This window comes from Sutterella megalosphaeroides (assembly GCF_003609995.1).
GTDB classification, from domain to species: Bacteria; Pseudomonadota; Gammaproteobacteria; order Burkholderiales; family Burkholderiaceae_F; genus Sutterella; species Sutterella megalosphaeroides.
Genome location: NZ_AP018786.1, coordinates 337,942 through 364,531, shown reverse-complemented (window position 1 = coordinate 364,531; position 26,590 = coordinate 337,942). Strand labels below are relative to the sequence as shown.

Genomic DNA, 26,590 nt, shown 5'->3' with positions numbered 1-26,590 from the left:
GGCGCACGGAGGCGCACGAAAAGCGTCCGGACATGAAAAAAGCTCGGCCGAGGCCGAGCTTTTTTCATGTGCCGTGCGCCCTCAGCGCTGCAGCATGCTTTCGAGCTGTTCGGGCGTCATGGCGCCCGTCATGCGGTCGCCCGACGGGAAAAAGAGCGTGGGCGCACCCGTGATGTTGTAGCGGCTCATCAGACGGGCATTGCGCTGCAGAACCGAGGCGTCGCACCCCTCGGGCGCGGGAGCGGGCGCGATGCCGCGCGCCATCCAGTTGTGCCAAGCTTCGGCCGGGTCCTTCGAGCAGACGATTTCGCGGTTGTTGGTTTCACCGCGCAACATCGGGACGATGAACGTGTAGACCGTCAGGTTGCCCGCCGCGGCGAAGGTGTCTTCCATCATGCGGCAGTACGTGCAGTTCGCGTCCGAAAAGACGATGACTTCGCGTTCGCCCTTGCCGAAGACCTGCTTCACGGCGTCTTCGAAGGGCCACTTCTTCCAGTTGTCGCGCGCCACTTCGCGCAGACGCTCCTGCGTGAGGTTCGTCTTCGTGGCGGTATCGATGAGCGAACCCGAGAAGACGACCTTCACGTCGTCGTCGACGTAGAAGATGCGATCCTGGATCACCACTTCCCAGAGCCCCTTCACGGGGGCGGGACGAACCGCTTCGGCCTTCAGGCCCGTCGATTTCATGAGGTTGTCGCGCACCGACTGTTCGGTGGCGGCTTGAACGCCCGGAATCAGCATGAGAGCGGTGAGGGCGGCAATAAAACAATGCTTCACGTCGCGTGGCTCCGTCGGATGGATGGTTGATTTTCGAGAGTGTACGGTTTAAGTCGGCGCCCACGTCAACCCGGAAATACCAAGTTTGCGGTATTTCCATGTTTTTCTTGGAAGCCCCCTTGCAAAAACGAAATTTCATCTATAGAATTACGCTTCTAACCTCATGGATGGCTAGGTAGCTCAGTTGGTAGAGCAGCGGATTGAAAATCCGCGTGTCGGCGGTTCGATTCCGTCCCTAGCCACCACACACCCCGTTCCCTCGGAACGGAGAGGCTTGAGCTTCGGCTAGGTAGCTCAGTTGGTAGAGCAGCGGATTGAAAATCCGCGTGTCGGCGGTTCGATTCCGTCCCTAGCCACCAAATTTTCAAAGGGCCGTCGCCTCTGCGACGGCCCTTTCTTTTATTCCGCTTCGGCCTTCAGGGCGAGCCACTCGTTCCAGCCGTGCTCGCGCAGGCGGCAGGCCGGGCATTCGCCGCAACCGTACCCCCACGCGTGGCGGTGCGTGTGGTCGCCCGCGTAGCACGTGTGGCTTTCTTCGAGAATCAGATCGACGAACGCGTCGCCGCCCGCTTCGTGCGCCATCGCCCAGGTTTCGCCCTTCGTCTTCCACATGAGGGGCGTTTCAATCACCACCGGGCGGTCGAGCCCGAGGCCGAGCGTCACCTGGAGGCTCTTCATGGTCGAGTCGCGGCAGTCGGCGTAACCCGAGTAGTCCGTCTCGCACATCCCGCCCACGAGCACGTCGATCCCGCGTCGATAGCCGAGCGCGGCCGCGAGCGTGAAAAAGAGCAGGTTGCGCCCCGGAACGAAGGTGTTCGGGACCTTGTCCTCCTCGAATTCGATCGCCTTTTCGCGCGTCAGCGCACAGTCCGACACCTGACCGAGCACCGAGAGGTCGAGCACGTGATCTTCGCCCAGGCGTTCGTTCCATTCGGGCTTGAGCGTGCGGACCACTTCGAGCACGCGGCGCCGGCAGGTCATTTCGACGTCGTGACGCTGGCCGTACTCGACGCCGAGCGTTTCGACGCGCTCGAAGCGCTCCAGCGCCCAGCCGAGACAGGTGGTCGAGTCCTGACCGCCCGAAAAAAGAATGAGGGCCGAGCGGTGATGACCGAGGCCGAGCGGACGACGCTGCGTCCCTTGCGACAAATTCGTCATGGTGTAAGTCCGTTGAAGGAATGGAGAATGGGTTCGAATGGGTTCAAAAGTCGTCCGGCCGTCCGAGCCGCAAAGCGGCCACCGTCCGAACGCGCAGGCATTCGTTGATGTGCTCGGTACCGAGCCGGTGGAAAAGGTAGTAGGAAAGCGAAGCCGCCGCAACGCGTCCCGCCACGGGGACCCAACTCGCGACCCGAGCGCCCGCCCAGCGGGCGCCCGCGGCTTTAAGGGCTTCGAGAACGAGTAAGCCCGAAAGGCTTCGCCCCGCAAAGCGCGCCCCGACGTCGTCGAGCGCTTGCGCGACCGCGATGCGCTCCTCGGTGGAAAGTTTCGCCGCATCTTCGGGCGCGAGAAGAAAGAGCTGGTTGATCCGCGCGAGCAGGTCCGCAAGCGAGGCCGCATCGACGAGCACGTCCACCCCCGGGGGTGCGACCCCGGCCGCGCCCGCCGCGAGGAGCGCCCGACGGCGCACGAGCGCCTTCGCGCGCTCGGCGGCACGCCGAAGCGGCTCTCTTTCCGAGGAATACGCGCTCTTTGCTCCGTCCATAGCAAAATTCAAAAATCGTCTTAAGATTGCGGAAAACCTAGACTACGTATAATTCGCAGGCCCCTAAAGAATAACTTTTCTTCGGACGTCTCGACGTGCCGCCGGTACGCCGCGGCGCGTCCGATGCCCTCTTACGATCAGCAATGCAGCTTCTTGCTTTAGGTCTCAACCATACGACGGCACCCATTTCCGTTCGCGAGCGCGTGGCCTTCGGCCCCGACGAGATCGTCGATACGATCGCGCGCCTGCTCGAACGCTACTCGGCACCGTCTCAGGGCGGCATCCACGAATGCGCCATCCTCTCGACCTGCAACCGCACGGAAATCTACTGCGCGGCGACCGACGCCCAGAGCGCGCGCACGGCGCTTCTCTCCTTCATCGCCAACGAGAAGGACGTTCCGCTCTCGGAGCTCGAACCCCACATCTACACCTACGAGCAGGAAGAGGCCGCCCGTCACACGTTCCGCGTCGCCTCCGGGCTCGACTCCATGGTGCTCGGTGAAACGCAGATCGTCGGGCAGATGAAGAAGGCCGAGAAGCTTGCTCGCACCGCCCGCGGTCTCGGCGTCATGCTCAACCACCTCTTCCAGTCGACCTTCACGGTCGCCAAGGAAGTGCGTACGGCCACCGCCATCGGCGCGAACTCCGTGAGTCTCGCCGCGGCCGCCGTGCGTCTCGCGCTGCGCCTGTTCGGGCACCTCGACGACGAGCGCGTGCTCTTCGTCGGTGCGGGCGAAATGATCGAACTCTGCGCCGCGCACTTCGCCGCCCAGAAGCCCAAGTCGATCACGATCGCCAACCGCACCATGGAACGCGGTCAGACCCTCGCGCGCACGGTGCACGCCGACGCGATCCGTCTCGCGGACCTGCCTGCGCAAATCGCCCAGTACGACATCATCGTCTCCTGCACGGCTTCCGCCCTCCCGATCATCGGTCTCGGCATGATCGAGCGCGCCGTTCAGGAACGCCGTCACCGTCCGATGTTCATCGTCGACCTGGCGGTGCCGCGCGACGTGGAACCCGAAATCGACCGCCTCGACGACGTGTACGTCTATACGGTCGACGACCTCGGCAAGGTCGTGAGCGAAGGGAAGCAAAGCCGCCAGGCCGCGATCACCCAGGCCGAAACCATCATCGGTCTGCGCGTGACGGACTTTGCGGACTGGCTCAAACTGCGCGACGCCGTGCCCTCCATTCAGTCGCTGCGCGACCGCGCGAACTATCTGCGCGACTTCGAATTGAACCGGGCGCTTCGCCACCTGCACCACGGCGACAAGCCCGAGGAAGTCCTCGAAATGCTCGCGCACGGTCTCACCAACAAGCTCATGCACGACCCGACGATTCTGCTTCGCAACGGCGAAGGGCTCTCGAACGAAGACCGCGACCTCATGGAGCGGCTGCTCGACCGCTTCTATCGACGTCACGACCGTTGAGTCTTCCGGGGAAACCCGACCGAAAGGGATCGCATGCGCGATCCCTTTTTTTGCGAGTACGCGCCCGAGGCGCCGTACCGCAACACCGATATGCCGATACGCAGACGGTTTTTGAGAATGGCTATACTTTTCTGCGTCTTGGCCGACCGTCGGGAAGCGCAAGCCTCCCCGAAACGGTCCGCCCCGCGAAGTCCGCTTCGCTTTTCACCCGAATTTTTCCGCCCACCCTCCATGCTCGACGACCGTCTTCGCCATCGACTCTACGCACTTGCGCGCCGTCTTGAGGAAATCGACCGGCAACTCTCCGACTCTTCGACGCTCGGCGACATCTGCTTTTACACCGCGCTCCTTCAGGAGCGAAGCGAATTGGAGCCCGTCGTCGAGACGCTGCGCTCCTACGAGTCGAGCGAAGCCGACTTGGAGGCCGCCCGCGAACTGAGCCTCGACCCCGACACGGCGGACTTCGCCTTCGACGAGATGGCACAGGCCCGCAAGCGACTCGACGCGTACGGACGCACGCTACGCATCTCGCTCCTTCCGAAGGATCCCAACGACGAGCGCAACGTCTTTCTCGAACTGCGTGCGGGCACGGGCGGCGACGAGTCCGCGCTCTTCGTCGGGGACCTCCTGCGCATGTACCTGCGTTACGCGGAAAGCCGCGGGTGGACGTCCGAAGTCGTTTCAAGCAATCCGAGCGAGCACGGCGGGTACCGCGAAATCATCGTGCGCATCGTCGGGCGGGGCGTCTACGAGCGCCTCAAATTCGAGTCGGGCGTGCACCGCGTGCAGCGCGTGCCCGCCACCGAGTCGGCCGGGCGCATCCACACGTCCGCCGCCACCGTCGCCGTCATGCCCGAAGCCGACGAGCTCGACGAGGTCGACCTCAACCCCTCGGACCTGCGCATCGACGTCTTCCGCGCCTCGGGCGCGGGCGGGCAGCACGTGCAAAAAACGGATTCGGCCGTCCGAATCACGCACCTGCCGACGGGCCTCACCGTCGAATGTCAGGACGAACGCAGCCAGACGCAGAACAAAGCGCGGGCGATGAGCATCCTCGCCGCCCGCATCCGCGCGGCGCGTTTGGCCGAGCAGCAGGCGCGGGAAGCCTCGGAGCGGCGCGAACTCGTCGGTTCAGGCGACCGCTCGGAGCGCATTCGCACCTACAATTTTCCCCAGGGCCGCGTGACCGATCACCGCCTCAATCTGACCCTCTACAAACTGTCGGACATTCTCGACGGCGACCTCGACGAGCTGATCGAACCGCTTCTCATGGAGCACCAGGTGCGGGAACTTGCCGCACTCGGGGAGTAAAGCCCGATTCGGGGAGAAGCCGACCGCAGGGGCGCCGCTTTCGACAGGGACAAGAACGGAGAAACCGCATGACCAGTACGACCTCTACCCATCCCATCCTCGTGCGCACGATCCGCGGCGTACTGCAAGAAGGCTCGATGCAGGTCGGGCGCTTCGAAGCGGCCGTTTTGCTCGCACACGTCATCGGCAAGCGCCGCGAGTACCTCATCGCCCACGACGACGAGGAACTCTCCGACGAGTCCGTACTGCGCTTTCAAATGCTCGTTTCGCTCCGGCTTGCGGGCACCCCCGTTCCGTACCTCACGGGGCGGCAGGAATTTTTCGGTCGCAACTTTTTCGTCGACGATGCCGTCCTCATTCCCCGACCCGATACGGAAGTACTCGTCGAGCAGACGCTCGTCGTCGCGCCCGCCGCGCCCAAGGTGCTCGACCTCGGAACGGGGAGCGGCTGCATCGCCGTGACGCTCGCGCTTGAAATGCCGGGCTCGACCGTGGTGGCCACCGACGCCTCCGAAAAGGCGCTCGTCGTCGCCCGCAAAAACGCCGAAGCGCTCGAGGCCGCGGTGGAATTCCGCTCGGGCTCCTGGTGGGAGGCGGTCGGCGACGAAACGTTCGACATCATCGTCAGCAACCCGCCCTACATCCGCGAAGACGACGAGCACCTGAAGGCCCTCGGTTGCGAGCCGATCACGGCCCTCACTTCGCCCGAGAACGGTCTCGCGGACCTGAAAGCGATCGTAGCGGGCGCGATGGCGCACTTGAACCCGAACGGGTGGCTCCTTCTCGAGCACGGGTACGACCAGGGCGAAGCCGTTCGGGAGGCGCTCCTTGAGGCGGGCTTTGCGGCCGTGCACACGAAGCGCGACTACGGCGACAACGAACGCGTGACGTCGGGGCGCCGCCCGAACTGAAGACCGCTCGTCCGGGGCGTCCTTCGCGCGCGCCCCGGAAGCAAAAACGAAAATCCCGCACCGTCAATCGACGGTACGGGACTTGAATTTGTGGTGCCCCTTGTCTGACTCGAACAGACGACCTACCGCTTACAAGGCGGTTGCTCTACCAACTGAGCTAAAGAGGCGGGCCGAATATTATAGCTTATTCGATCACGCGGAAGCCGCCCGAGGCGCCGTTGTCGGCGGGCTCGCTTTCGGCCTTCGGTCGGTCGTACAGCTCGGGAACGGGACAGCGCGCCCAGAGTTCGTCCGTGGCAACGCCCGCACCTTCGAAGTGCACCCCGTCTTCAAATTCGTTCGGGGAGCCGACGCGCAGAATGCGGCAAAGCGGCAGGCACACCGTGAAGTCGGGATTGTCGGGGAAGTCGGCCACGAAGCTCATCCAGCCGTCGGCCGTCGAAAAGCCGTCGACGCCCGACGAGGAAATGTCCAGGATGACCCAGCCGTCGTGCACGCACGCGGCCGGCACGCGGACCGAATCGTCCACCGCAACCCAGATGTAGCAATCGTCGTTCTTCTCTTCGCACCACTCGCGGACGGTCAGAAGCACGGATTCGCGCAGACTCATGTTTGGCTCCTCGGTAAAACACGAACGGGAAGAGGGGAGACTCGGTTCCCCTCCCGGGCGTTCGATTACTTGCGCATCGAACGTTCCTGAGCCGTCATCGAGTCGATGAAGGACTGACGGGTGAAGAGTCGTTCGGCGTAGATCGAGAGCTTCGACGATTCGTTGGGCAGCGTGATGCCGTAGTGCTGCAGGCGCCAGAGGATCGGAGCGAGCACGGCGTCGAGCATCTGGAAGTCGTCGCTCATGATGAACTTCGTCGGGCCGATGCGCTGGGCGATGAAGTTGAGGTAGTAGATGAGGCTGCGACGGGCGGTTTCACGCTGCGCCTCGGTCGACTGCGTGTTTTCGAGCACGCGAACGTGCGGGAAGAGGTCGCGCTCGAAGATGTTGAGGAACAGACGGGTACGGCCGCGACCGACGGGATCCGCGGGCATGAGCTGCGGATGCGGGAAGCGTTCGTCGATGTATTCGTTGATGACGAACACGTTGTAGAGAATCAGGTCGCGTTCGATGAGAACCGGGAGTTCGCGGTACGGGCTGATCGCTTCGAACTGAGCCTGATGTTCGGGGCTGATGCCTTCGAGGTCGAGCGACTCGATGCAGAACTCACATCCCTTTTCATGAAGAACAATGCGGCTGCTCTGGGAGAACGGGCACGTGGGGCCCGAAAAAAGCGTCATCATGGTGGACAAACTCTCTGTCAATAGGGCCGCGACTCTAGCCTGACGCAAGCGCGGCAAAAGGAACGGGGGAAATCCCGACCGAAAGACTTTGATTTTAGTGGAAATCCACCCGTCTCGCCAACGAAGCACCCTGAAAACTGCCGCCTTCCCTACGGAGAGAGGAGAAGACGGCAATTGTTACGAGATATGTCAGATCGGATTGTCGATTTCTTCGTACGCGATTTCAAGCTCCGGATGCCGGTTTGCGAGCCACCGGCCGAGCGCCTGAATGCCGAAGCGCTCCGTCGCGTGGTGGCCGCAGGCGAGGTACGCGATCCCGAGTTCGCGCGCTTCGTGCGTCGTCCGTTCGCTTGCTTCGCCCGAGATATAGACGTCGCACCCGAGGGCGGCCGCGCGTTCGAGCTCGTCCTGAGCCGCACCCGAACACCAGGCGACGCGCCGCACCCGTTCGGGCGCACGACCGAGAAGCTGAGGGGTGCGGTCGAAGACACGCCCGACCTTCTCGAAGAAAGCGTCGAAAGCGACGTCGCCCCCGAGCGGCTCCCCGTAGTGAAGGAGCCCGAGCGAGCCCGCCTTCCCGAGAACGGAAAGTTCAAGCAGTCGGGCGATTTCGGCGTTGTTGCCGACCTCGGGATGGGCGTCAAGCGGCAGGTGGTACGCGAGGAGCGCGATGTCGTGCTTCATGAGCGTGCGAAGGCGACGCGCCTTCATGCCGACGACGCGCGGGGATTCGCCCTTCCAGAACCAGCCGTGGTGCACGAGCACCGTGTCGGCCCCCTGCTCGACCGCCCGATCGAGGAGTGCCTGCGAGGCCGTCACGCCGAGCAGAATGCGACGACTCTCGCCGCCCCCCTCGACCTGAAGTCCGTTCGGAGCATAATCTTGAAAGTTGTCCGCTTCGAGAAAGCCGCCGATTTCGGCGGCGAGTTCCGTTGTCTTCATTTTTCCTTCGTCCTATCCGCGATTTTCACCCTACGACGCGCATGCTCAAACGTCTCTGGCTCTTATTCGCTCAAACCGTCACGATTGCCGTCGGCGTCGTCTGGACGTGGGAAGCGGTCGGCCCCGAACGGGCACCCGCCGAAGCCGTCACAAAAGCGCCCGCAACCCCGGGCGCCGCACCGGCACCCGTTCCTCACGTTACGTCGGCCGCGGACACCGAATCGATCCTCTCGGCCGCCGTCGACCGGGCCGCACCGGCCGTCGTCAACATTTTCACCCGCCGCGACGCGCGTCGGGACGAGGCGGGCGCCGACGCGCACGTCGAGCACCACGTCAACCCGCTCGGAAGCGGCGTCGTCGTCACCTCCGACGGCTACATCCTCACAAACTACCATGTCGTCGAGGGCATTTCAAACCCGAAGGTCGCCCTCCCCGACGGCAAGACCTACACCGCCCGGATCGTCGGCACCGACGCTGAAACGGACCTCGCGCTCCTGCGCGTCGACGCGACGGGGCTTGCCAAGATCGCCATGGGCGACAGCACCGCGCTGCGCGTGGGCGCGCCCGTCCTTGCGATCGGCAACCCCTTCGACGTGGGGCAGACGGTGACGGCCGGGATTGTTTCGGCGCTCGGGCGCCACGGACTCGGGCTCAACAACTACGAGGACTTCATTCAGACGGACGCCGCCATCAATCAGGGGAATTCGGGCGGCGCCCTCGTCGACCTCGAAGGGCGTCTGATCGGCATCAACACCGCCATCTTCTCCCCGGACCTCTCGGAAGGATTCGTCGGCATCGGTTTTGCCATCCCCACTTCGATCATCGAGCGGGTGCTCCCGAGCCTGATGGCGGGCGAGCGCGTCAAGCGCGGCTATCTCGGGTTCGTGCCGCAGCAGCTCTCGGACGAGCTCGCGCGCGATCTCGGACTCTCGGTGACGAGCGGGATCGTGGTGCGTCAGGTGATTCCCGAGAGCCCCGCGCTCGCGGCGGGCCTGCGCGCCCGCGACGTGGTGCTGTCGATCGACGACGTCCCCGCGGTGCGGGTCAATCGCGTGTTGCAGCGCATCGCCGAAATTCCGCCCGGAAAAACGGTTTCGGTCGAGGTGCTCCGCGGCCAAAAGCGCGTTCGTCTCTCGATCAAGGCGTCGGTGCGGCCGCTCGGCTCCCTCGAAAAAGAGTCGCTTCCGCCCGCCTACGACGAAGAGTCGGCCCCCGAAGACGCCCCCGAACACTGACGGAGTTCGTTGCCGACGCCAAGCACCCGAAAAAGAAGGGCCGCCCCTGCGGGCGGCCCTTCTTGTATTGCGAATGCCGTGCGGACGGAAAAGCGACTTACTCGTCTTCGTTCGCCTGCTTGGCCTTCATTTCTTCGATTTCTTCGCTCGACTTCCCGAACATCTTCACAAGCCAGATGCCGAGCTGGAAGAGCACGACGAGGGGCACCGCGAGCAGCAGCTGCGAAAGCGCGTCGGGCGGCGTGAAGATGGCCGCGAGGATGAAGGCGCCGACGATCACGTAGGGACGCACCTTGACGAGCTTTTCGTGCGTGGCGAAACCCACGCGGTTGAGCACCACGACGACGATCGGCACTTCGAACGTGAGACCGAAAGCGAGGAACATCGTCAGAACGAAGCTGAAGTACGAGTCGATGTCCGGGGCGAAATTCACCGAGTCGGGCGAGAAGCCCGCGATGAACTGGAACACCATGCGGAACACGATGAAGTAGCAGTACGCCATCCCGATCGCGAACATGATGATCGACGAAACGAGAATCGGGAGCGCGAGGCGCTTTTCGCGACGGTAGAGAGCGGGCGCCACGTACGCCCAGATCTGATAAAGAACGAAGGGGAGCGCGATGAGGAACGCCACGAAGAGCGTCACCTTCAAGGGCACCATGAAGGGCGCCACGACCCCCGTCGCCAGAAGCTTCACGCCCTGAGGCAGAGCCACCATCAGCGGCTGACTCAGGAAGTCGAAGATCTGCTTCATGAAGGGCGAAAGCGCGACGAAAACGACGATGATCGAAATCGCGCACTTCACCATACGGTTGCGCAGCTCGACGAGGTGGCTCACGAGCGGCTGCTCGTTGGCGGGATCGTCCGGCGCTTCAATAGGAAGGTTCTCTTGAGCCATAGGAATTCGTCAGCGGTAGATGCGCGGGCGGTTGCTGCGTGCGCGGGGCGCGAGGCGACGGCCCCGACCGGCCGTACCGCCCATTTGGGCTTCCTTCAAGCCGAGTTCGCGGCGAAGGCGATCGATCTCGGAGGCGAGTTCGTCGACGGACGGGCCCGAGTGGTAGCGCTTCGAGAACGTCTTGGGTTCGGACCAACCGCCGCCCCAACCGTTGGCGCCCGGGGCGCTCTGCGCTCCGGAAGGCGTACCCCAGCCGTACACGTTCGCGATGTCTTCCGCGGACGCCGTCTTGACGGGTTCGGGCTTGGCTTCGGCCACCGCATCTTCGACGGCCGATTCGATCGAGTCGCCAGCCGTCTTCACGTCGCTCGCCACGGCGTTGACGTCTTTTTCGATGTCGCTCGCCGCCGCTTCGACGCTCGACTTCATGTCGTTCGCGATCGCTTTGGCTTCGTCCTGAATCTTCTTCAGTTCCGAGAGCGAAGCCTCCCGATCGATGTCGGACTTCACCTGCGCGACGAAGCGCTGGGCCTTGCCGACCCATTCCCCGGCCGTCCGTGCGACCGTCGGAAGGCGTTCGGGGCCGAGCACGACCAGTGCGACCACCCCGATGATGAGCATTTCGCTGAAACCGAAATCAAACATGCGTTTTCCGGCAGTGAGGCATTGAAAAGGCCGCGGTCAGCCGTAAGACTGCCGCGGTCGTTGACGGGTCTTCGAGCGACGCGCGCCCGAGGGGACGTCGATCAGTCGGCCTTGGTCTTTTCCTTGGCTTCGACGTCGACCGTGTCCTTCGACTGAGCGAGCTGCTCCTTGGCCTGCGGAGCCTTGTCGTCGTCGCCTTCCTTCATGCCTTCCTTAAAGCCCTTGATGGCGCCGCCGAGGTCTTTGCCCATGTTCTTGAGCTTGCCCGTACCGAAAACAAGCACGACGATGACGAGGACGATCAGCCAGTGCCAGACAGAAAAGGAACCCATAGTGAATCTCCGTTGGGAATTGGTGAATTACTTCCAGGGCTGGGGACCGCCCAGCACGTGAATATGCAGGTGACCGACCTCCTGACCGCCGTCGCGGCCGGTGTTGATGATCACGCGGAAACCGTTCCGGCAGCCCTCTTGGAGAGCCAGCGTCCGGGTGAGCGAAAGCATTTTACCCAAAAGCGGCGCGTCCTCGGGTTCGGCCTCGGCAAGGGAGGTGATGTGCTTCTTCGGGATGATGAGGAAGTGCACCGGAGCCTTGGGATGGATGTCGCGGAAAGCGAGAACGTCGTCGTCCTCATAAACCTTCTGAGAAGGGATGTCGCCCCGGACGATCCGGCAGAACAGACAATCTTCCATGATGGAGAGCCTCTTTTGAATGGTCGAAAACACGTCCGACGGACGTATCTCTTCATTATCCCGCAAGAAGCCCGACGCCGCCATCGACCAAAATAGAGATTGACTACGTCGGACGGATGAGAAAACGCGCAAAAAAAAGAGAACCGACGCGCGAGGCCGGTTCTCTTTCGGTTTTTCGGCTCGGGCCCGAGGGGCCGCGCCTTACTCGTTGATGCGAACGATGTCGCCGCCGAGCGCTCGGAGCTTCGCTTCCATCGCTTCGTAGCCGCGGTCGAGGTGGTAGATGCGGTCGACCGTGCTCGTGCCGTTGGCGGCCAAAGCCGCGATGACGAGCGAAGCGGAGGCGCGCAGGTCGGTCGCCATGACGTCCGCGCCCGAAAGGCTCGGCACGCCGTGCACGATGGCGGTGTGACCTTCGATTTCGATCTTCGCCCCCATGCGGGCGAGCTCGGGCACGTGCATGAAGCGGTTTTCGAAGATCGTTTCGGTGATGTGGGCGGTGCCTTCCGCGAGGGCGTTCACGGCCATGAACTGCGCCTGCATGTCGGTCGGAAAGGCGGGATGCGGGGCCGTGCGCAGAGACACCGCCGCGGGGCGCTTGTCCATCTTCACGCGCACCCAGTCGGCGCCCGTTTCGACGGTCGCGCCCGTTTCGCGCAGCTTCACGATGACGGCTTCCATGTCGGAGGGAACGCAGTGCGTGACGAGCACGTCGCCCTGCGTCGCGACCGCCGCACACATGAAGGAGCCCGCTTCGATGCGGTCGGCGATCACGGCGTGTTCCGCGCCGTGGAGGCGCTCGACCCCTTCGATCACCATCGTCGGGGTGCCCGCCCCGGAAATCTTCGCGCCCATGGCGTTGAGGCACACGGCGAGGTCGACCACTTCGGGTTCGCGGGCCGCGTTTTCGAGAACGGTGGTGCCTTCGGCGAGAACGGCCGCCATCATGAGGTTTTCCGTACCCGTCACGGTCACCATGTCGGTGACGATGCGGGCGCCCTTGAGGCGACCCGACTTCGCGTTCACGTAGCCGTGCTCGATTTCCACCTCGGCGCCGAGCTTGCGCAGGCCCTTGATGTGCTGGTCGACCGGGCGCGCCCCGATGGCGCAGCCCCCCGGCAGACTGACGCTTGCCGAGCCGAAACGCGCGACGAGCGGACAGAGCGTGAGGATGGAGGCACGCATCGTCTTCACGAGTTCGTAGGGCGCCACCGTTTCGGTGAGGGCCCCGGCGTTGAGCGTCACGTCGTTGCCCGAACGCTTCACGCTCACGCCCATGCCTTCGAGCAGCTTGAGCATCGTGCGCACGTCGGCCAGATCGGGCACGTTGTGAAGGACGAGGTCCTCGGCCGTCAGAATCGATGCGGCGAGGATCGGAAGAGCGGCGTTCTTGGCGCCCGAGGTACGGACTTCACCGACGAGGCGGCGACCGCCCGTAATTCGAAGTTTCTGCATGTGAATCTCTCTTGTCGCGCGCCCCCAAATGAAAGAGGGGACCGCCCCAAAGGGCGCCCCCTCAATCGGCGCGTCTGTTATGTGCGTGCGCACACATCTTAACGGTCCGCCCCGCATCGGCGCACGATGCGATTGCGGACAAAATGTAATGAAAGTTGGGAGTCAGTCCCCTTCTTTCGCGCCCTCGAAAAGTCCGAGCGCCTCGAGCCCGTACAAGTCCCCGAGGGCGCGGAGCTGCTCGGGGGGATTCGCAAACGCTACGCGCGCGCCGCGCGCCCCAGCCGCTCGGCCGAGCGCGAGCACGAGGGAGAGCGCGGCGCTGTCGACGCGCTTCACCCCGGAGAGGTCGAAGAGCGTCTCGCCCGCTTCGAGTCGGGCGAAGAGCTTCGCCTTCACCTCGCGCACGTTCTCGATCGTAATCGATTCGTCGTCGACGCGCATGGTCACTTCGTCCCGGCGGCGGAGCCGTTCTTCGCCGCGAGTTCGTCGGTACGCGTCTCAAGCATCGCGATGAGACCGTCGATGCCGTCCTGGCTCAGCACGGAGGCGAACTGCGAGCGGTAGTTTTCCACCATCCAGATGCCTTCGACGTTGACGTCGACCACCTTCCAGGCACCCGCCTTGTTGCGGTAGATGCGGTAGTCGATGCCGACGTCGTTTTTGCCCGAACTCTTCAGAAGCGTGCGGATCACCATTTCGTCGGCCGGGGGGCGGCGGCGCGTCGGACGCAGTTCGCACCGCTCGTCCGTCACGTTCGTGAGCGCCCCCGAATAGACGCGAATGAGGAGTTCCTGGAAACCCTTCTCCAGACGCGCCTTCTGTTCGGGCGAGGCCTGACGCCACTTCGGCCCTACGGTCATGCGGGTCATCATCGTGAAGTCCGCCGCAGGGAGGAGGTACGTGTCGACGAGCGCGCGCACGCGGGCGGGCTCGGCGGCGTGAAGCTTCGGATCCTTGCGGATTTCTTCAAGCACGGCGTTCGTCAAGTCGACCACGAACGCGTAGGGGTCGCCCTTGTCGTCCGCGGCGCGAACGGGCAGGCCCGCGGCCAAAAGGAGCGCGGCGCCGCATGCGCCCGTAAGGACGGTTCGTCGATTCCAAGTCGTCATGATGGATCTTCCTTAAAGTTGCACGGGCCCGCGGGCTCACTCTTCGTCGTCGACGGGGAGGGCCGTGAGCGACTGAAGTTCTTCCGCTTCGTCGACCTTGCCGTCGTTGACGAGCATGCGCCGCTGCGCGAGGTACGCGTCGCGCACGGCCACGTAGTCGTCCACCGTATTCTTGCGGATGTCTTCGAGCGGAAGCAACCGCGCGCGGGCTTCGACCACGGTCAGAGCACCGATACCCGTCGACCAGTACCAGTCCTCGTGCCAGAGCGCGTACGTGAGCGGACTGGTACCGAACTCTTCGGCGAAGCGCCACATGTCGCGCGTCGACGAGGGGCCGAGGAGGGGGAGAACGACGTAGGGACCCGAGGGCACGCCCCAGGCGCCGAGCGTCTGCCCGAAGTCTTCGGGCTTCGCCTCAAGACCGATGCGGCTTGCCACGTCGAAGAGCCCCCCGATCCCGAAGGTCGTGTTGACGAGGAATCGGAAGACCGAGCCGATACCGTCGTCCACCTTCCCCTGCAGGGTGTTGTTGAGCGCGTGGCTCGGGACGAAAAGGTTGTCGAACGCGTTCGAGACGCCCGTACGAACGATTTCCGGGGTGACCTTCACGTACCCTTCGGCCGCGGGCTTCAGAACCGCGCGGTCGATCCCGTCGTTGAAGCTCCAGACGTGGCGGTTCATGGTTTCCCACGGGTCGGCGGGATTTTCGCCCGCGTTGGAAGGAATTTCGGCGCAGCCCGTCGCAAGCAGCGCAACCGCCGCACAGCCGAGCAACACGCCTACGGGTCGTTTGTTGTTCACGGTGACTCTCCTTAGTTCTTCGAGCCGCCTTCGGCCTGCGAATAGAGGAACTGACTGATGAGGTTTTCAAGAACGACCGCCGACTGCGTGCGGCGGATGCGACCGCCGTCTTCGAGGTTCGCTTCGTCGGCGCCCGCTTCGAGGCCGACGTACTGCTCGCCGAGCAGACCGGCCGTCAGAATCTTCGCGGACGTGTCCGCGGGGAAGGGATAGGCCGCGTCCATGTCCATCGTGACGCGCGCCTGGAAGGTCTGCGGATCGAACTCGATCGACTTCACGCGACCGACCACGACGCCCGCGCTCTTCACGGCGGCACGGGGCTTGAGGCCCCCGATGTTTTCAAAATCCGCCGTGACCGAATAGGTCTTGTGGCCCCAGCTGTAGCTGCCGAGATTCGCCGACTGCAGAGCCATGAAAAGGAGCGCCGCAAAGCCGATGACGATGAAGAGCCCGACGAAAAATTCAAGCGAACGATTGTTCTGCATCTTCTTCACACCGTAGTAAACATCCAGGCCGTCATCATGAAGTCGAGCCCGAGAACGAGAAGGGAGGAAACCACCACCGTCGTCGTCGTCGCGCGGGCGACGCCGTCGGGCGTGGGACGGGCCGCATAGCCCTCGTAAAGCGCGACGAGCGCGGCGGCCGTGCCGAAGACGACCGACTTGACGATGCCGTTCACGACGTCGTGATTGAAGTCGACGCCGCTTTGCATCTGCGACCAGAAGGCGCCCGAGTCCGTGCCGATGAGGCCCACGCCGACAATCCAGGCGCCGATGATGCCCACGGCGGAAAAGACGAGCGCCAGAATCGGCATCGCGACGAAGGCCCCGAGAAAGCGCGGCGCGAACACCTTTTTCATCGGATCGACCCCCATCATTTCCATGGCGGCGAGCTGTTCGCCCGCGCGCATGAGGCCGATTTCGGCGGTCAAGGCCGTACCCGCGCGCCCCGCAAAGAGAAGGGCGGTGACGACGGGACCGAGCTCGCGCACGAGCGAAAGCGCGACCATGACGCCGAGCGCTTCTTCGCTCCCGTAGCTCACAAGCACGTAGTAGCCCTGAAGCCCCAGAACGAAGCCGACGAAAAGGCCCGAGACGCCGATGATGAGGAGCGAATAGTTCCCGATGAAGTGGATCTGCTTGACGACGTGCGAGGCGCGCACGCCCGCAAGGCGCGTCAAGAGCGCCCAGGAAAAGAGTCCGAAGCGTCCGATCGAGCGGAAAAGCCGGACGAAAAAGCGACCGATGCTTTCAATGACGTTCATCGATTTTTCCCCCAACCGAAATCGTCCGCGAGCGTCCCCGCGGGGTAGTGGAACCGCACGGGACCGTCGGGGAGCCCCCCGATGAACTGACGCACGAAGGGGTCGTCCGAGCGCTTCAGCTCCTCGGGCGTCCCTTGAGCCGCCACGCGGCCCGACGACACCATATAGACGTAGTCGGCGATCGCAAAGGTTTCCGCCACGTCGTGCGTCACGATGAGGGACGTCGCATGGAGCGCGTCGTTCAGGCGGCGAATGAGGTTCGCCGTCACCCCCATCGAAATCGGATCGAGCCCCGCAAAGGGTTCGTCGTAGAGAATGAGCGCGGGGTCGAGCGCGATCGCGCGCGCAAGCGCCACGCGCCGCGCCATGCCGCCCGAGATTTCGGAGGGCATCAAGGAGGCCGCCCCGCGCAACCCCACGGCGTTGAGCTTCATGAGGACGAGGTCCCGCACGGTCTCTTCGTCGAGGTCCGTCTGCTCGCGCATCGGAAAGGCCACGTTCTCGAAGACCGAAAGGTCCGTGAAGAGCGCCCCGAACTGAAAGAGCATCCCCATGCGGCGGCGGATCCGGTAGAGCGCCTTGCGGTCGCGCGGGTCGAGCGTTTCACCGCCGATCGCGATGCGCCCGGATTGCGGTACGAGCAGACCCCCAATCAATTTGAGAAGCGTCGTCTTGCCCATGCCCGAGCCGCCCATGATGGCCACCACCTGGCCCGCCCCGAAGCGCATCGAAACGTCTTCGAGAATTTTCCGCGACCCGTACCCGAAGGTGAGTCGGTCGATCGTTACGTAATCCTGCATCAGGCCCCTCCCCGGTGTGCGGGCGCGGGCGACCAGCGCACGCACCGCGCGATGCCGAGCGCCTCGAGTCGCGGATCGTCTTCGGCCACGCGCGGGAACGACGCGCGCATCTCCGGCGTCACAAGCACGGGGCGGCGCCGTTCGTAGTCGACGAACACCCACTCGGTGGCGCCCGTCATGAGAAGATCGTCGCCCCGGCGCAGCGCGTAGCGGCGAAGACTCGCCGCGCCGCGCAGATTCTGCACCCACGTGAAAAGTGCGAGCCGCTCGCCTTCGAACGCGGGCATCAGGTATTCGATCCAATGCTCGCGCGCCACCCAGGCGCGACGAATCGCCTTGAGATTCTCAAAGCTCCAGCCGAGACCGGCGGCGTGAGCCGTGGCGGCCTCTTCCATCCAACGCAAATACTCGCGGTTGTTGACGTGGCCGAGCAGGTCGATCGACTCGGAGCCGACCGTGATGTCGTAGCGATAGATGGCGTCGCACATGAGCGCAGAAAAAGAAAAATCGGACGGAGACGGCAAAAGGCACCTTCGACCGACTGTCGAAAGCGCCCCGGCGGTTGTGTCGAACGGGGGGAATCCGTCAGGTCGGATCGCCCCTCGAAAAGATCGATATTTTACGACAAGCGTCCCGACCTCCCTGCGGGAGGCCTCAGAAAAAGGAAGCTTTTCTTACACACTGCGCGAGGGGCGAATCGGTTTTGCGCCGACGACGACACTTATAATCTCGCGGATACGCGGGTATCCGCGTCCCTCCTTTTTCTCCGAGCCAGATTTACGACGTGACGACAACTCCTCGAAAAAAGCCGACCCGACCGACGACTCCGTCCCGGTTCCGGACTTTCATGAAGTGGTTTCTCGGCATCTCGGCGGCGGGGGTTCTTTCCGGAATCCTGCTCGCCGTTTTTGTTTTTGCCTTCATCTACCGTCAGCTCCCCCCGATCGACACCCTGACGGACTACCGTCCGAAGGTGCCGTTGCGCGTCTGGAGCGCGGACGGCAAGCTCATCGGCGAGTTCGGCGAAGAGCGTCGCGACTTCGTGCGTCTCAAAGACATTCCGCCCTACGTGAAAAACGCCATCCTCGCCGCCGAGGACGCGGGCTTTTACGAGCACCCCGGGATTGAAATCACGGGGATCGCCCGTGCGGCGATCATCAACGTGCTCACGGGCCGCCGCGGTCAGGGGGGCTCGACCATCACGCAGCAGGTGGCGCGCAACTTCTTCCTCTCCTCGGAGCGCACCTACACCCGCAAGCTCTACGAAATCGCCATGTCCTTCAAGATCGAGCAGCAGCTCACGAAGGACGAAATCCTCGAAATCTATCTCAACCAGATTTACCTCGGGCAGCGCTCCTACGGCTTTGCGAGCGCCGCGCGCACGTACTTCGGCCGGTCGCTTGCGGAGCTTTCCGTGGGCGAGGCGGCGACGCTCGCCGGTCTTCCGGTCGCGCCCTCGGCCTACAACCCGATCGTCAATCCGACGCGCGCCACGATGCGCAAGAACTACGTGCTACGTCGCATGTACGACCTCGGCTACATCGACGAGCTCACGTACGTCACCGAAAAGAGCCAGCCGATGCAGACGCGCCGCGCCGCCACCGAAGAGGAGCAGATCGCGCGCAACCTGAAAAACGACCGCGTGAGCGCGCACTATGCGGCCGAGCTCGCCCGCATGCTCGTCTACGACATCTTCAAGGACGAAACCTATTCGCGCGGCATCAACGTCTACACCACCATCCGCACCGACGAACAGAACGCGGCCGTCGAGGCCGTGCGCCGTCACCTGATCGCCTACGACCGCAAGTACGGCTACCGCGGTCCCGAGGGGTTCGTCGACATTTCGAAGCCCGAAGAGCGCGCCAAGGCGATCCGCACGGCGCTCTCGAAAACGGCGTCCTCGCCCTTCATGCTCCCCGCGGTCGTCCTCGAAGCCGACTCGAAGCACGTCGTCGCCGCCATTTCGCCGAGCATCACCGTCACGCTCGACAAGGAAAGCCTCAAGTTCGGTCGGCGCCATCTCGCGGCCAAGCCCGCGAAGAACATCACGCCCCTGCGACCGGGCTCGATCATCCGCGTGATGCGCAGCGGGAAGAAGAACGAACAGTGGACGCTCGCCCAGGTGCCGCAGGTCGAAACGGCGTTCGTCGCCGCCGACTACAACACGGGTGCCGTGCGCGCGCTCGTCGGAGGGTTCGACTTCAACCTCAACATGTTCAACCACGTGACGCAGGCCTGGCGTCAGCCCGGTTCGAGCTTCAAGCCCTTCATCTACTCGGCGGCGCTCGACAAGGGCTTTTCGCCCACGACCATCGTCAACGACGCGCCGATTTCGATCGACCCGAAATTGACGGGCAACCGCCTCTGGGAGCCGAAGAACTACGACGGGCGCTTCGACGGGCCGATGCCCCTGCGGAAGGCGCTTGAAAAGTCGAAGAACCTCGTGACGATTCGCGTCATGCAGGCGATCACGCCGGCCTACGCGCAGGAGTACGTGACGAAGTTCGGCTTCGCGCCCGAGAACCACCCGGCCAACCTCCCGATGGCGCTCGGCGCGGGCAGCGTCACGCCCTGGCAGATGCTCGGCGGCTACATGGTGTTCGCCAACGGCGGCTACCGCGTGCAGCCCTACCTCATCGACCGCGTGACCGATGCGGACGGCCGCACCCTCATGCAGGCTACGAACCGTCAGGCGGGCGACGAATCGATCCGCGCGATCGACGAGCGCAACGCCTACATCATGAATTCGCTCCTGCACGGCGTGGCCGTTCGCGGCACCGCCGCGCGCGCGACGCGTCTTCTGAAGCGCGACGACATCGCGGGCAAAACGGGTACGAGCAACGACAGCCACGACGCCTGGTTCTGCGGCTACGCGGGCAACACGGTGGCCGTGGGCTGGATGGGCTACGACACGCCCCGTCCGCTCGGGGCTCGGGAAACCGGGGGCGGTCTCGTGCTGCCGATCTGGATCGACTTCATGAAGGCCGCGCTCAAGGACGAACCCGAAGCCGTGCGCGTCCAACCCGAAACCGTGATCGAGCGCGACGGCGAGCTCTTTTACCGCGATCCGGTGAAGGGCGGCACCGAGGGACTCCTCGGCGCGAGCGGCGACGCGGAAACCCGCGATCTCGTGCGGGATCAAATCTTCTGACGTACGAAATCGGCCGCTCCCCGAAAGGGGGCGGCCGTTTTCCTCAAAGATTTCGTCCAAGGCTCCTCAGGGCTTCATCGCCGCGCGCAAACGCGCTTCGAGCGTTTCGCCCGTGCGGCGCTCCTTCCAGACGCCGCCCTCCAAGCGGAAGTGATACCCTCCGCGAAGGCTCGCCAACCAAATCTCACGCATCGGCGTTTGAATGTTGACGACCACCTCGGGGCCGTCGTCGGTCACAATGGAGAGCACGTTGCCGCTGCGCGTGCACTCCGCGTCGTCGCTTTCGGATTCGATCGCATCCTGAAGGCGGTTGAGCTCGGCGTCCGCGAGCTCGAGAAACTTCGTTTCATCCATGAAGGAACTCTTCCCATGCGCAAATTCATGATCATCGGGGCGCTTGCCGCCCTTACGGGCATTATCTCAGGCTGCGGCCTCAAGGGAGATCTCTATCTTCCCGAAGCTTCGAGCTTCCTGTCGGCCTTCTTCTAACGCACTCCCTCTCTTTTTTCTTTCCGCCATGAACACCACTGCCGACACCGTCGCACGCCGTACGGGCTTTGAGCGCATCGACGGCGAACTCTGCTGCGACGGCTTCCCGCTTTCCGAAGTCGCGCGCCTTCATGCGACGCCCACGTACGTGTATTCGTCCGAACTCATCCGTGAAAAGTACCGCCGCTACGACGCGGCCTTCGGCGACACGGCGCATCTCGTCTGCTACGCCGCCAAAGCCAACAGCACCATGGGCGTGCTGGGGCTTCTCGCCGCCGAAGGGGCGGGGTTCGACATCGTGAGCCAGGGCGAACTCATGCGCGTTCTGCACGCCGGGGGCGACCCGAAGCGGATCGTCTTTTCGGGCGTGGGCAAAACCCGATCCGACATCGCGGCCGGCCTTGCGGCGGGCATTCGCTGCTTCAACGTCGAGAGCCTCGCCGAACTCGAGCGCATCGACGCCGTCGCCCGAGAGCTCGGCGTCGTCGCGCCCGTCTCGATGCGCGTCAATCCGGACGTCGACCCGCACACGAACGCGCGCATCGCCACGGGCCTCAAATCGGCGAAGTTCGGCATCGCGCTTCGCGACGTGAAAGACGCGTACCGTCGCGCGGCAGAGCTCGCGAACCTGCGCGTCGAAGGGATCTCCTGCCACATCGGCAGCCAGGTCTCCGACCCCCGACCCTACGAAGAAATGACCGAAGTGCTCTTCGCGCTTCTGCGCGAACTCGACGCGGACGGCATTCGCGTCGCGCACGTCGACTTCGGGGGCGGTGCGGCGGTGGCCTACCGCGTGGGCGATCCCGAGCTCGCCCCGGAAGCGCTCGTCGAGCGCCTTGCGGCGCTCACGAAGGAAAAGGCGCCTTACCCCGTCGAAATCCTGATCGAGCCCGGCCGCTCGATCGTCGCCGAAGCGGGGGTGCTCCTCACAACCGTCGAATACGTGAAGCCCATGGAAGCCGACGCGGACTGTTGCATCGTCGACGCGTCGATGACGGAACTCATTCGACCCACCCTCTACGACGCCTGGCACCGGATCGAACCCGTGGCGCACCCCGCCCGAGCGGGCGCCAAGCCCGTCAACATCGTGGGGCCGGTGTGCGAGTCGAGCGACTGGCTCGGGAGCCGCCGCGAGATCGAAGTCGCCGCGGGCGACGTGCTCGCCGTTTGCACGGCGGGCGCCTACGGCATGTCCATGGCCTCGAACTACAATTCCCGGCCGCTGCCCGCCGAAGTCATGATCGAAAAGGGACTCCCGACGACCCTTCGCGAACGTCAGGACGTCCTCGAACTCTTCGCCGCGGAACGCGCTCCCGAGTGCGCGAAGCAGGGGCCGCTCGACGAAGAAGCGTTCGAACGCGTGAACCGCGTGCGGCTTGCGTTCCTCAACGCCGCCCGCTGACGGGCGTCGACGGGAAAAGGAGGGGAGGGGCACGCTCAAACAGGCCGAACTTTTTTGCACGCGCCCCGACCCACAACCCGTTGATTTTCTCCTACAATTCATTAACGCCGAACGTCTGCCGAGACGTCCGGCGTTTTTTGTGGCCGTCGGTTGCGCACGCGCCGAGAACGGCATTCACTTTGCGAGATTGACATGCATATCGAAAATACGCTCCGTCTGGACTTCAAGGACGTGCTCATCCGTCCGAAGCGCTCCACCCTCACGAGTCGCAGCGAGGTCGATATCACGCGGGAATTCAAGTTCCTCCACTCGCCCGTGCGCTACCACGGCATTCCGATCGTCGCCGCCAACATGGATACGACGGGCACGCTCGAAATGGCGCGCGCGCTCGCCGCGTACGGCCTCTCGACGGCGCTGCACAAGCACTACGACGCCGACACCTACGTGGACTTTTTCCGCAACCTCAAAGAGAAGCACACGGCCTTCTATTCGCTCGGCATCGGCGAACACGACTGGCAGAAGTTCCGCGACGTGATGACGCGCTCCGAGAACGCCGTCGAATACGTCTGCATCGACGTCGCGAACGGCTACACCGAAGCGTTCGTTGCCTTCGTGAAGAAGGTCCGCGAAGCGTATCCGAACGTCGTCATCATGGCGGGCAACGTCGTCACGGGCGACATGACCGAAGAGCTTCTTCTTGCCGGAGCCGACATCGTCAAGGTCGGCATCGGCCCGGGCTCCGTCTGCACGACCCGCAAGATGACGGGCGTGGGCTACCCGCAGCTTTCCGCCGTGATCGAATGCGCGGACGCCGCCCACGGCTTGGGCGGGCGCATCTGCGCTGACGGCGGCTGCACGGTCCCGGGCGACATCGCCAAGGCCTTCGGGGGCGGCGCCGACTGGGTGATGCTGGGCGGGATGCTCGCCGGCCACGACGAAGCGGGCGGCGAAACCGTGGAAGAAAACGGGAAGGTCTTCAAGCGCTTCTACGGGATGAGCTCGAAGAACGCCATGGACAAGTACGCCGGGGGCGTCGCCGCCTACCGAGCGGCGGAAGGCAAAGCCGTTCTCATTCCCGCCCGCGGTCCGGTGGACGCGACCGTTCAGGGGATCCTCGGGGGCGTGCGCTCCGCCTGCACCTACGTGGGCGCGCGTCGCCTCAAGGAGCTCACGATGCGCACGACCTTCGTTCGCGTCGGCATGCAGACGAACGACGTCTTCGGTTCGAGCGGTAGCTGAGTCCGCGCGTTTCCGACGAGGCGAGGCGACGACCGCATCCGTCGCCCGCCCGACGAACGTCCCGCAGGAAGGGGTCGCACCCCTCGGCGGGGCGTTCTTGTTTTAGGATGTGGAAAGATTGCAACCGGGTGCGGGTCCGCGAATGCGAATTCCGCCCGCACGCCGAACCGATTAACGGCCGAGTAAGCTTCGGCGGGTAACGTTACCCGCGGGGCTTCGTTCGCCGACGACTCCATCGTACGAATCCAGAGATCAACGTGAGCATTTTCGACACCGCCCAGTTTGTGATTTCCGCCGCCAAGCTTTCCGGCCTGCCGCGGGGGGACGCGCCCGAAATCGCTTTTGCCGGCCGATCCAACGCCGGCAAATCGACGACGATCAACGTGCTGACCCGAAAGACGCGACTGGCTTTCGCGAGCAAGACCCCGGGTCGCACGCAACTCATCAACTTCTTCGGGCTCACGCGCCGAGCCGAGGAGGGCGGCCGTGAAACGGTCGGTCACCTCGTCGACCTGCCGGGTTACGGCTTTGCCAAGGCGAGCGAAGACACGCGCCGCACGTGGTCCGACCTCGTGGGCGGGTACATCGCGCGACGCGAAGCGTTGACGGGCCTCGTGATCGTCATGGACGCGCGCCGTCCCTTCATGCCGACCGACGAGTGGCTGATCGAATTCATGAAGGCACGCCCGGGCGTGAAGATGCACTGGCTCCTTAACAAGGCCGATCAGCTGAAGACCATGGAACGACGCAAGGTGCTGCGGGAAGCCGAAGCCCGGGCGCGCGAAATCGGTCCTCACGTCACGGTGCAGCTCTTCTCGGGCCTCAAGAAAGAGGGGACCGCGGAGCTCGCCGAACGGCTCGAACTCTGGCTCGGCCTGCGCGAACCCGCGCCCGAAGTCGAAACCCCGAGCGCGAACGCGACCCCCGAAAAAAACGACTGATTTTTTTAGCGGAGACCCCTGAATCTCCTGAGGTAACTGAAATGCAGACTCTTGGTGCATATCCGAGCGTGCGCATGCGTCGCATGCGTCACGACGACTTTTCCCGCCGCCTCATGCGCGAAAACGTGCTGACGGCCAACGACCTCATCCTGCCCGTCTTCGTGATGGAAGGTACGTCCCGTCGCGAACCCGTTCCCTCGATGCCGGGCGTCGACCGTCTGACGATCGACGAACTCCTCAAGGTCGCGGGCGAATGCGTCGAATACGGCATTCCGATGCTCGCGCTCTTCCCGCACATCGAAGACGACCTGAAGACCCCCGACGGTCGCGAAGCCGCCAACCCCGACGGTCTCATTCCGCGCGCCGTGAAGGCCCTCAAAGCCGCCTATCCGCAGCTCGGCATCATGTGCGACGTGGCGCTCGACCCCTACACGACGCACGGTCAGGACGGTCTCATCGACGAAACGGGCTACATCCTCAACGACGAAACGATCGAAGTGCTCGTCGAGCAGGTTCTCGCTCAGGCCCGCGCGGGCGCCGACGTCGTCGCTCCGAGCGACATGATGGACGGGCGCATCGGCATCATCCGCGACCGCCTTGAAAAGGAAGGTCTCATCCACACGCGCATCATGGCCTATTCGGCCAAGTACGCCTCCTGCTACTACGGTCCCTTCCGCGACGCCGTGGGGTCCTCCTCGAACCTCGGCAAGTCGAACAAGGCGGTCTACCAGCAGGACCCCGCCAACGGCGACGAAGCGCTCTGGGAAGTGGGTCTCGACCTCGCCGAAGGCGCCGACATGGTGATGGTGAAGCCGGGCGTTCCCTACCTCGACGTCCTCTGGCGCGTGAAGGAAGAGTTCAAGGCCCCGACCTTCGCCTACCACGTCTCGGGCGAATACGCGATGATCAAGTTCGCCGCCATGGCGGGCGCCATCGACGAAAAGAAGATCGTCTACGAAACGATGGTCTGCTTCAAGCGTGCGGGTGCCGACGGCATCCTCACGTACTACGCCCTCGACGTCGCGCGTTGGATCAAGGAAGGCTACAGCTACTGACCGACCGCCCTCGAATGAGGAAAAGCCCCGCCTGCGAGCGGGGCTTTTTCGTTTTGCGCAAGGCCTCAGAAGCCTTCGCGAAGGCGACGCAGTTCGCGACCTTCGCGCTTCGTGGGGCGACCGTGTCGGATGGTCGACGCAGGTTCGAAGGCGATCTGGCGGCGCTCCTTGGCGGCTTCGCGCGCCTGAAGGCTTTCCTCCGTTTCGCGGTAGAGCTTTCGGGCGGCTTCGGCGGGTCCGCGCTGATTGGAGAGGGCTTCGACGTAGACGACGAACACCTCGTCGCCGCGGCGAATTTCAAGGCGGTCCCCGACGCGCACGTCGCGCGAGGGTTTCGCACGCTGACCGGCTATAAGCACGCGCCCGAGGCCGACCTCTTCCTGGGCGAGGGAGCGGGTTTTGAAAAACCGCGCCGCCCACAGCCACTTGTCGATACGCATGGCATCCATGACTTCCTCCGTGTTCCGGCTAAGAAAAAAGCCCGATCGCGGGACCGGGCTTTTCAGGTAACGGCGGACGGGGGCTCCTCGGAAGAAGCGTCCGCCCGCAGCGGAAGTTACGCGTCGAAATTATTCGGCGGTGACTTCTTCGGCCTTTTCGGCGCGTTCCGTGAGTTCCATGTAGGCCATGGGGGCGTTGTCGCCGACGCGGTAGCCCATCTTCAGGATGCGGGTGTAGCCGCCCTGACGGTTCGCAAAGCGCGGGCCGATGACGTCGAAGAGCTTGACGACGACTTCGCGGTCACGCAGGCGGTTGAAAGCGAGGCGCTTGTTGGCGAGCGTGGGTTCCTTGGCGAGCGTGATCATCGGTTCGACGACACGACGGAGTTCCTTGGCCTTCGGCAGCGTGGTCTTGATGGCTTCGTGCTTGATGAGCGAGCACATCATGTTGCGGAGCATGGCGAGGCGGTGGGCGCTCGTGCGGTTGAGCTTGCGAAGACCATGACGATGACGCATGATTCGTATTCCTTAAGAGTGAGTCTTGAAAAAAGCCCCCGTGTCTTCTATCCGTTCGGTCGAACGGCGGTCGGGTGAGCAAGAAG

The 26,590-nt window shown here is 63.9% G+C and carries 31 protein-coding genes and 3 tRNA genes; 12 read left to right on the top strand and 22 right to left on the bottom strand.

The genetic code is table 11. The features are described 5' to 3' along the window. Positions 1-81: 81 nt before the first annotated feature. The gene (locus S6FBBBH3_RS01795; RefSeq protein WP_232008809.1) at positions 82-777 is read right to left on the bottom strand and encodes a DsbC family protein; all 696 of its coding nucleotides are present in this window, start codon (positions 775-777) and stop codon (positions 82-84) included. Between the two features lie 169 nt (positions 778-946). Between S6FBBBH3_RS01795 and S6FBBBH3_RS01790 the strand changes: the two genes are divergently transcribed. Both S6FBBBH3_RS01790 and S6FBBBH3_RS01785 read left to right on the top strand, forming a co-directional pair. Further along, positions 947-1,022: transfer RNA gene (locus S6FBBBH3_RS01790), tRNA-Phe, on the top strand. A 38-nt stretch (positions 1,023-1,060) separates the two neighbouring features. Continuing rightward, positions 1,061-1,136 (top strand) — tRNA-Phe (locus tag S6FBBBH3_RS01785). A gap of 40 nt (positions 1,137-1,176) precedes the next feature. Here the strand turns inward: S6FBBBH3_RS01785 and queC are convergent. Both queC and S6FBBBH3_RS01775 read right to left on the bottom strand, forming a co-directional pair. Continuing rightward, positions 1,177-1,935 (bottom strand): 7-cyano-7-deazaguanine synthase QueC, encoded by a 759-nt coding sequence (gene queC / locus S6FBBBH3_RS01780; protein WP_120176160.1) that lies wholly within the window; start codon positions 1,933-1,935, stop codon positions 1,177-1,179. 43 nt (positions 1,936-1,978) lie between these two features. Then, entirely contained in the window at positions 1,979-2,482 is a 504-nt protein-coding gene (locus S6FBBBH3_RS01775; RefSeq protein ID WP_120176159.1) for a hypothetical protein, read from the bottom strand. Positions 2,483-2,625: 143 nt separating this feature from the next. Between S6FBBBH3_RS01775 and hemA the strand changes: the two genes are divergently transcribed. The 3 genes from hemA (at position 2,626) to prmC (ending at position 6,137) form a co-directional block, all read left to right on the top strand. Beyond that, on the top strand, positions 2,626-3,915 hold the full coding sequence (gene hemA, locus S6FBBBH3_RS01770) for a glutamyl-tRNA reductase (RefSeq protein ID WP_120176158.1): 1,290 nt from the start codon (positions 2,626-2,628) through the stop codon (positions 3,913-3,915). 231 nt (positions 3,916-4,146) lie between these two features. Next, positions 4,147-5,226: a peptide chain release factor 1 gene (gene prfA, locus S6FBBBH3_RS01765; RefSeq protein ID WP_120176157.1), complete on the top strand. Its 1,080-nt coding sequence runs from the start codon at positions 4,147-4,149 to the stop codon at positions 5,224-5,226. A 68-nt stretch (positions 5,227-5,294) separates the two neighbouring features. Continuing rightward, positions 5,295-6,137, top strand: coding sequence for a peptide chain release factor N(5)-glutamine methyltransferase (prmC, locus tag S6FBBBH3_RS01760; RefSeq protein WP_120176156.1), 843 nt, complete (start codon positions 5,295-5,297; stop codon positions 6,135-6,137). Between the two features lie 91 nt (positions 6,138-6,228). Here the strand turns inward: prmC and S6FBBBH3_RS01755 are convergent. The 4 genes from S6FBBBH3_RS01755 to S6FBBBH3_RS01740 all read right to left on the bottom strand — a co-directional run bounded on the left by S6FBBBH3_RS01755 (position 6,229) and on the right by S6FBBBH3_RS01740 (position 8,372). Further along, positions 6,229-6,304: transfer RNA gene (locus S6FBBBH3_RS01755), tRNA-Thr, on the bottom strand. A 17-nt stretch (positions 6,305-6,321) separates the two neighbouring features. Continuing rightward, positions 6,322-6,747, bottom strand: coding sequence for a stringent starvation protein B (locus S6FBBBH3_RS01750; RefSeq protein WP_120176155.1), 426 nt, complete (start codon positions 6,745-6,747; stop codon positions 6,322-6,324). Positions 6,748-6,812: 65 nt separating this feature from the next. Further along, a complete protein-coding gene (locus S6FBBBH3_RS01745) occupies positions 6,813-7,430 on the bottom strand; it encodes a glutathione S-transferase N-terminal domain-containing protein (protein ID WP_120176154.1) in 618 nt (205 codons plus the stop codon). 189 nt (positions 7,431-7,619) lie between these two features. Next, on the bottom strand, positions 7,620-8,372 hold the full coding sequence (locus tag S6FBBBH3_RS01740; protein WP_120176153.1) for a Nif3-like dinuclear metal center hexameric protein: 753 nt from the start codon (positions 8,370-8,372) through the stop codon (positions 7,620-7,622). Between the two features lie 41 nt (positions 8,373-8,413). Here S6FBBBH3_RS01740 and S6FBBBH3_RS01735 point away from each other — a divergent pair, with 41 nt between their 5' ends. Continuing rightward, positions 8,414-9,607: a S1C family serine protease gene (locus S6FBBBH3_RS01735; RefSeq protein WP_120176151.1), complete on the top strand. Its 1,194-nt coding sequence runs from the start codon at positions 8,414-8,416 to the stop codon at positions 9,605-9,607. 97 nt (positions 9,608-9,704) lie between these two features. On the opposite strand, the gene tatC is transcribed toward S6FBBBH3_RS01735, so the two are convergent. The 12 genes from tatC to S6FBBBH3_RS01675 all read right to left on the bottom strand — a co-directional run bounded on the left by tatC (position 9,705) and on the right by S6FBBBH3_RS01675 (position 17,759). Then, the gene (gene tatC, locus S6FBBBH3_RS01730) at positions 9,705-10,505 is read right to left on the bottom strand and encodes a twin-arginine translocase subunit TatC (protein WP_120176149.1); all 801 of its coding nucleotides are present in this window, start codon (positions 10,503-10,505) and stop codon (positions 9,705-9,707) included. A gap of 9 nt (positions 10,506-10,514) precedes the next feature. Next, complete coding sequence (tatB, locus tag S6FBBBH3_RS01725; RefSeq protein WP_120176148.1) at positions 10,515-11,150, bottom strand: Sec-independent protein translocase protein TatB; 636 nt, start codon at positions 11,148-11,150, stop codon at positions 10,515-10,517. 101 nt (positions 11,151-11,251) lie between these two features. Further along, a complete protein-coding gene (tatA, locus tag S6FBBBH3_RS01720; RefSeq protein WP_120176146.1) occupies positions 11,252-11,482 on the bottom strand; it encodes a Sec-independent protein translocase subunit TatA in 231 nt (76 codons plus the stop codon). 27 nt (positions 11,483-11,509) lie between these two features. Beyond that, positions 11,510-11,842, bottom strand: coding sequence for a histidine triad nucleotide-binding protein (locus S6FBBBH3_RS01715; protein WP_120176144.1), 333 nt, complete (start codon positions 11,840-11,842; stop codon positions 11,510-11,512). A gap of 201 nt (positions 11,843-12,043) precedes the next feature. Further along, a complete protein-coding gene (murA, locus tag S6FBBBH3_RS01710) occupies positions 12,044-13,297 on the bottom strand; it encodes a UDP-N-acetylglucosamine 1-carboxyvinyltransferase (RefSeq protein ID WP_120176143.1) in 1,254 nt (417 codons plus the stop codon). A 162-nt stretch (positions 13,298-13,459) separates the two neighbouring features. Continuing rightward, on the bottom strand, positions 13,460-13,738 hold the full coding sequence (locus S6FBBBH3_RS01705; protein ID WP_120176141.1) for an STAS domain-containing protein: 279 nt from the start codon (positions 13,736-13,738) through the stop codon (positions 13,460-13,462). A 2-nt stretch (positions 13,739-13,740) separates the two neighbouring features. After that, positions 13,741-14,406 carry an MlaC/ttg2D family ABC transporter substrate-binding protein gene (locus S6FBBBH3_RS01700; protein ID WP_120176139.1) on the bottom strand — a complete coding sequence of 222 codons (666 nt, stop codon included), beginning with the start codon at positions 14,404-14,406 and terminating at the stop codon, positions 13,741-13,743. 36 nt (positions 14,407-14,442) lie between these two features. Beyond that, complete coding sequence (locus S6FBBBH3_RS01695; RefSeq protein WP_120176137.1) at positions 14,443-15,207, bottom strand: MlaA family lipoprotein; 765 nt, start codon at positions 15,205-15,207, stop codon at positions 14,443-14,445. An 11-nt stretch (positions 15,208-15,218) separates the two neighbouring features. Continuing rightward, positions 15,219-15,692, bottom strand: a complete 474-nt coding sequence (gene mlaD, locus S6FBBBH3_RS01690; RefSeq protein WP_120177780.1) for an outer membrane lipid asymmetry maintenance protein MlaD — start codon at positions 15,690-15,692, stop codon at positions 15,219-15,221. 5 nt (positions 15,693-15,697) lie between these two features. Next, positions 15,698-16,471 (bottom strand): lipid asymmetry maintenance ABC transporter permease subunit MlaE, encoded by a 774-nt coding sequence (gene mlaE / locus S6FBBBH3_RS01685; protein WP_120176135.1) that lies wholly within the window; start codon positions 16,469-16,471, stop codon positions 15,698-15,700. Next, on the bottom strand, positions 16,468-17,271 hold the full coding sequence (locus tag S6FBBBH3_RS01680) for an ABC transporter ATP-binding protein (protein WP_120176133.1): 804 nt from the start codon (positions 17,269-17,271) through the stop codon (positions 16,468-16,470). Before S6FBBBH3_RS01680 ends, mlaE begins: the two co-directional genes overlap by 4 nt. Then, positions 17,271-17,759, bottom strand: a complete 489-nt coding sequence (locus S6FBBBH3_RS01675; RefSeq protein ID WP_120176131.1) for an acyl-CoA thioesterase — start codon at positions 17,757-17,759, stop codon at positions 17,271-17,273. Before S6FBBBH3_RS01675 ends, S6FBBBH3_RS01680 begins: the two co-directional genes overlap by 1 nt. Positions 17,760-18,118: 359 nt before the next feature. On the opposite strand from S6FBBBH3_RS01675, the gene S6FBBBH3_RS01670 reads away from it, so the two are divergent. Further along, on the top strand, positions 18,119-20,422 hold the full coding sequence (locus S6FBBBH3_RS01670) for a penicillin-binding protein 1A (protein ID WP_232008808.1): 2,304 nt from the start codon (positions 18,119-18,121) through the stop codon (positions 20,420-20,422). Between the two features lie 66 nt (positions 20,423-20,488). Here S6FBBBH3_RS01670 and cyaY read toward each other — a convergent pair whose 3' ends face one another. After that, positions 20,489-20,776: an iron donor protein CyaY gene (gene cyaY, locus S6FBBBH3_RS01665; protein WP_120176128.1), complete on the bottom strand. Its 288-nt coding sequence runs from the start codon at positions 20,774-20,776 to the stop codon at positions 20,489-20,491. A 15-nt stretch (positions 20,777-20,791) separates the two neighbouring features. Between cyaY and lptM the strand changes: the two genes are divergently transcribed. From lptM to hemB, 5 genes are all read left to right on the top strand, one after another. Next, complete coding sequence (gene lptM / locus S6FBBBH3_RS11215; RefSeq protein WP_120176127.1) at positions 20,792-20,911, top strand: LPS translocon maturation chaperone LptM; 120 nt, start codon at positions 20,792-20,794, stop codon at positions 20,909-20,911. A gap of 28 nt (positions 20,912-20,939) precedes the next feature. Continuing rightward, complete coding sequence (lysA, locus tag S6FBBBH3_RS01655) at positions 20,940-22,313, top strand: diaminopimelate decarboxylase (RefSeq protein ID WP_120176125.1); 1,374 nt, start codon at positions 20,940-20,942, stop codon at positions 22,311-22,313. Positions 22,314-22,505: 192 nt separating this feature from the next. After that, positions 22,506-23,552 carry a GMP reductase gene (locus S6FBBBH3_RS01650; RefSeq protein WP_120176123.1) on the top strand — a complete coding sequence of 349 codons (1,047 nt, stop codon included), beginning with the start codon at positions 22,506-22,508 and terminating at the stop codon, positions 23,550-23,552. Positions 23,553-23,809: 257 nt separating this feature from the next. Further along, a complete protein-coding gene (gene yihA / locus S6FBBBH3_RS01645) occupies positions 23,810-24,493 on the top strand; it encodes a ribosome biogenesis GTP-binding protein YihA/YsxC (protein ID WP_120176121.1) in 684 nt (227 codons plus the stop codon). A gap of 41 nt (positions 24,494-24,534) precedes the next feature. Then, positions 24,535-25,548 (top strand): porphobilinogen synthase, encoded by a 1,014-nt coding sequence (hemB, locus tag S6FBBBH3_RS01640; protein WP_120176119.1) that lies wholly within the window; start codon positions 24,535-24,537, stop codon positions 25,546-25,548. 65 nt (positions 25,549-25,613) lie between these two features. Here hemB and S6FBBBH3_RS01635 read toward each other — a convergent pair whose 3' ends face one another. Together S6FBBBH3_RS01635 and rplQ are read right to left on the bottom strand one after the other, a co-directional pair. Beyond that, positions 25,614-25,997, bottom strand: coding sequence for an RNA-binding S4 domain-containing protein (locus S6FBBBH3_RS01635; protein ID WP_120176118.1), 384 nt, complete (start codon positions 25,995-25,997; stop codon positions 25,614-25,616). A 120-nt stretch (positions 25,998-26,117) separates the two neighbouring features. After that, entirely contained in the window at positions 26,118-26,504 is a 387-nt protein-coding gene (rplQ, locus tag S6FBBBH3_RS01630; protein WP_120176116.1) for a 50S ribosomal protein L17, read from the bottom strand. Between the last annotated feature and the right edge of the window lie 86 nt (positions 26,505-26,590).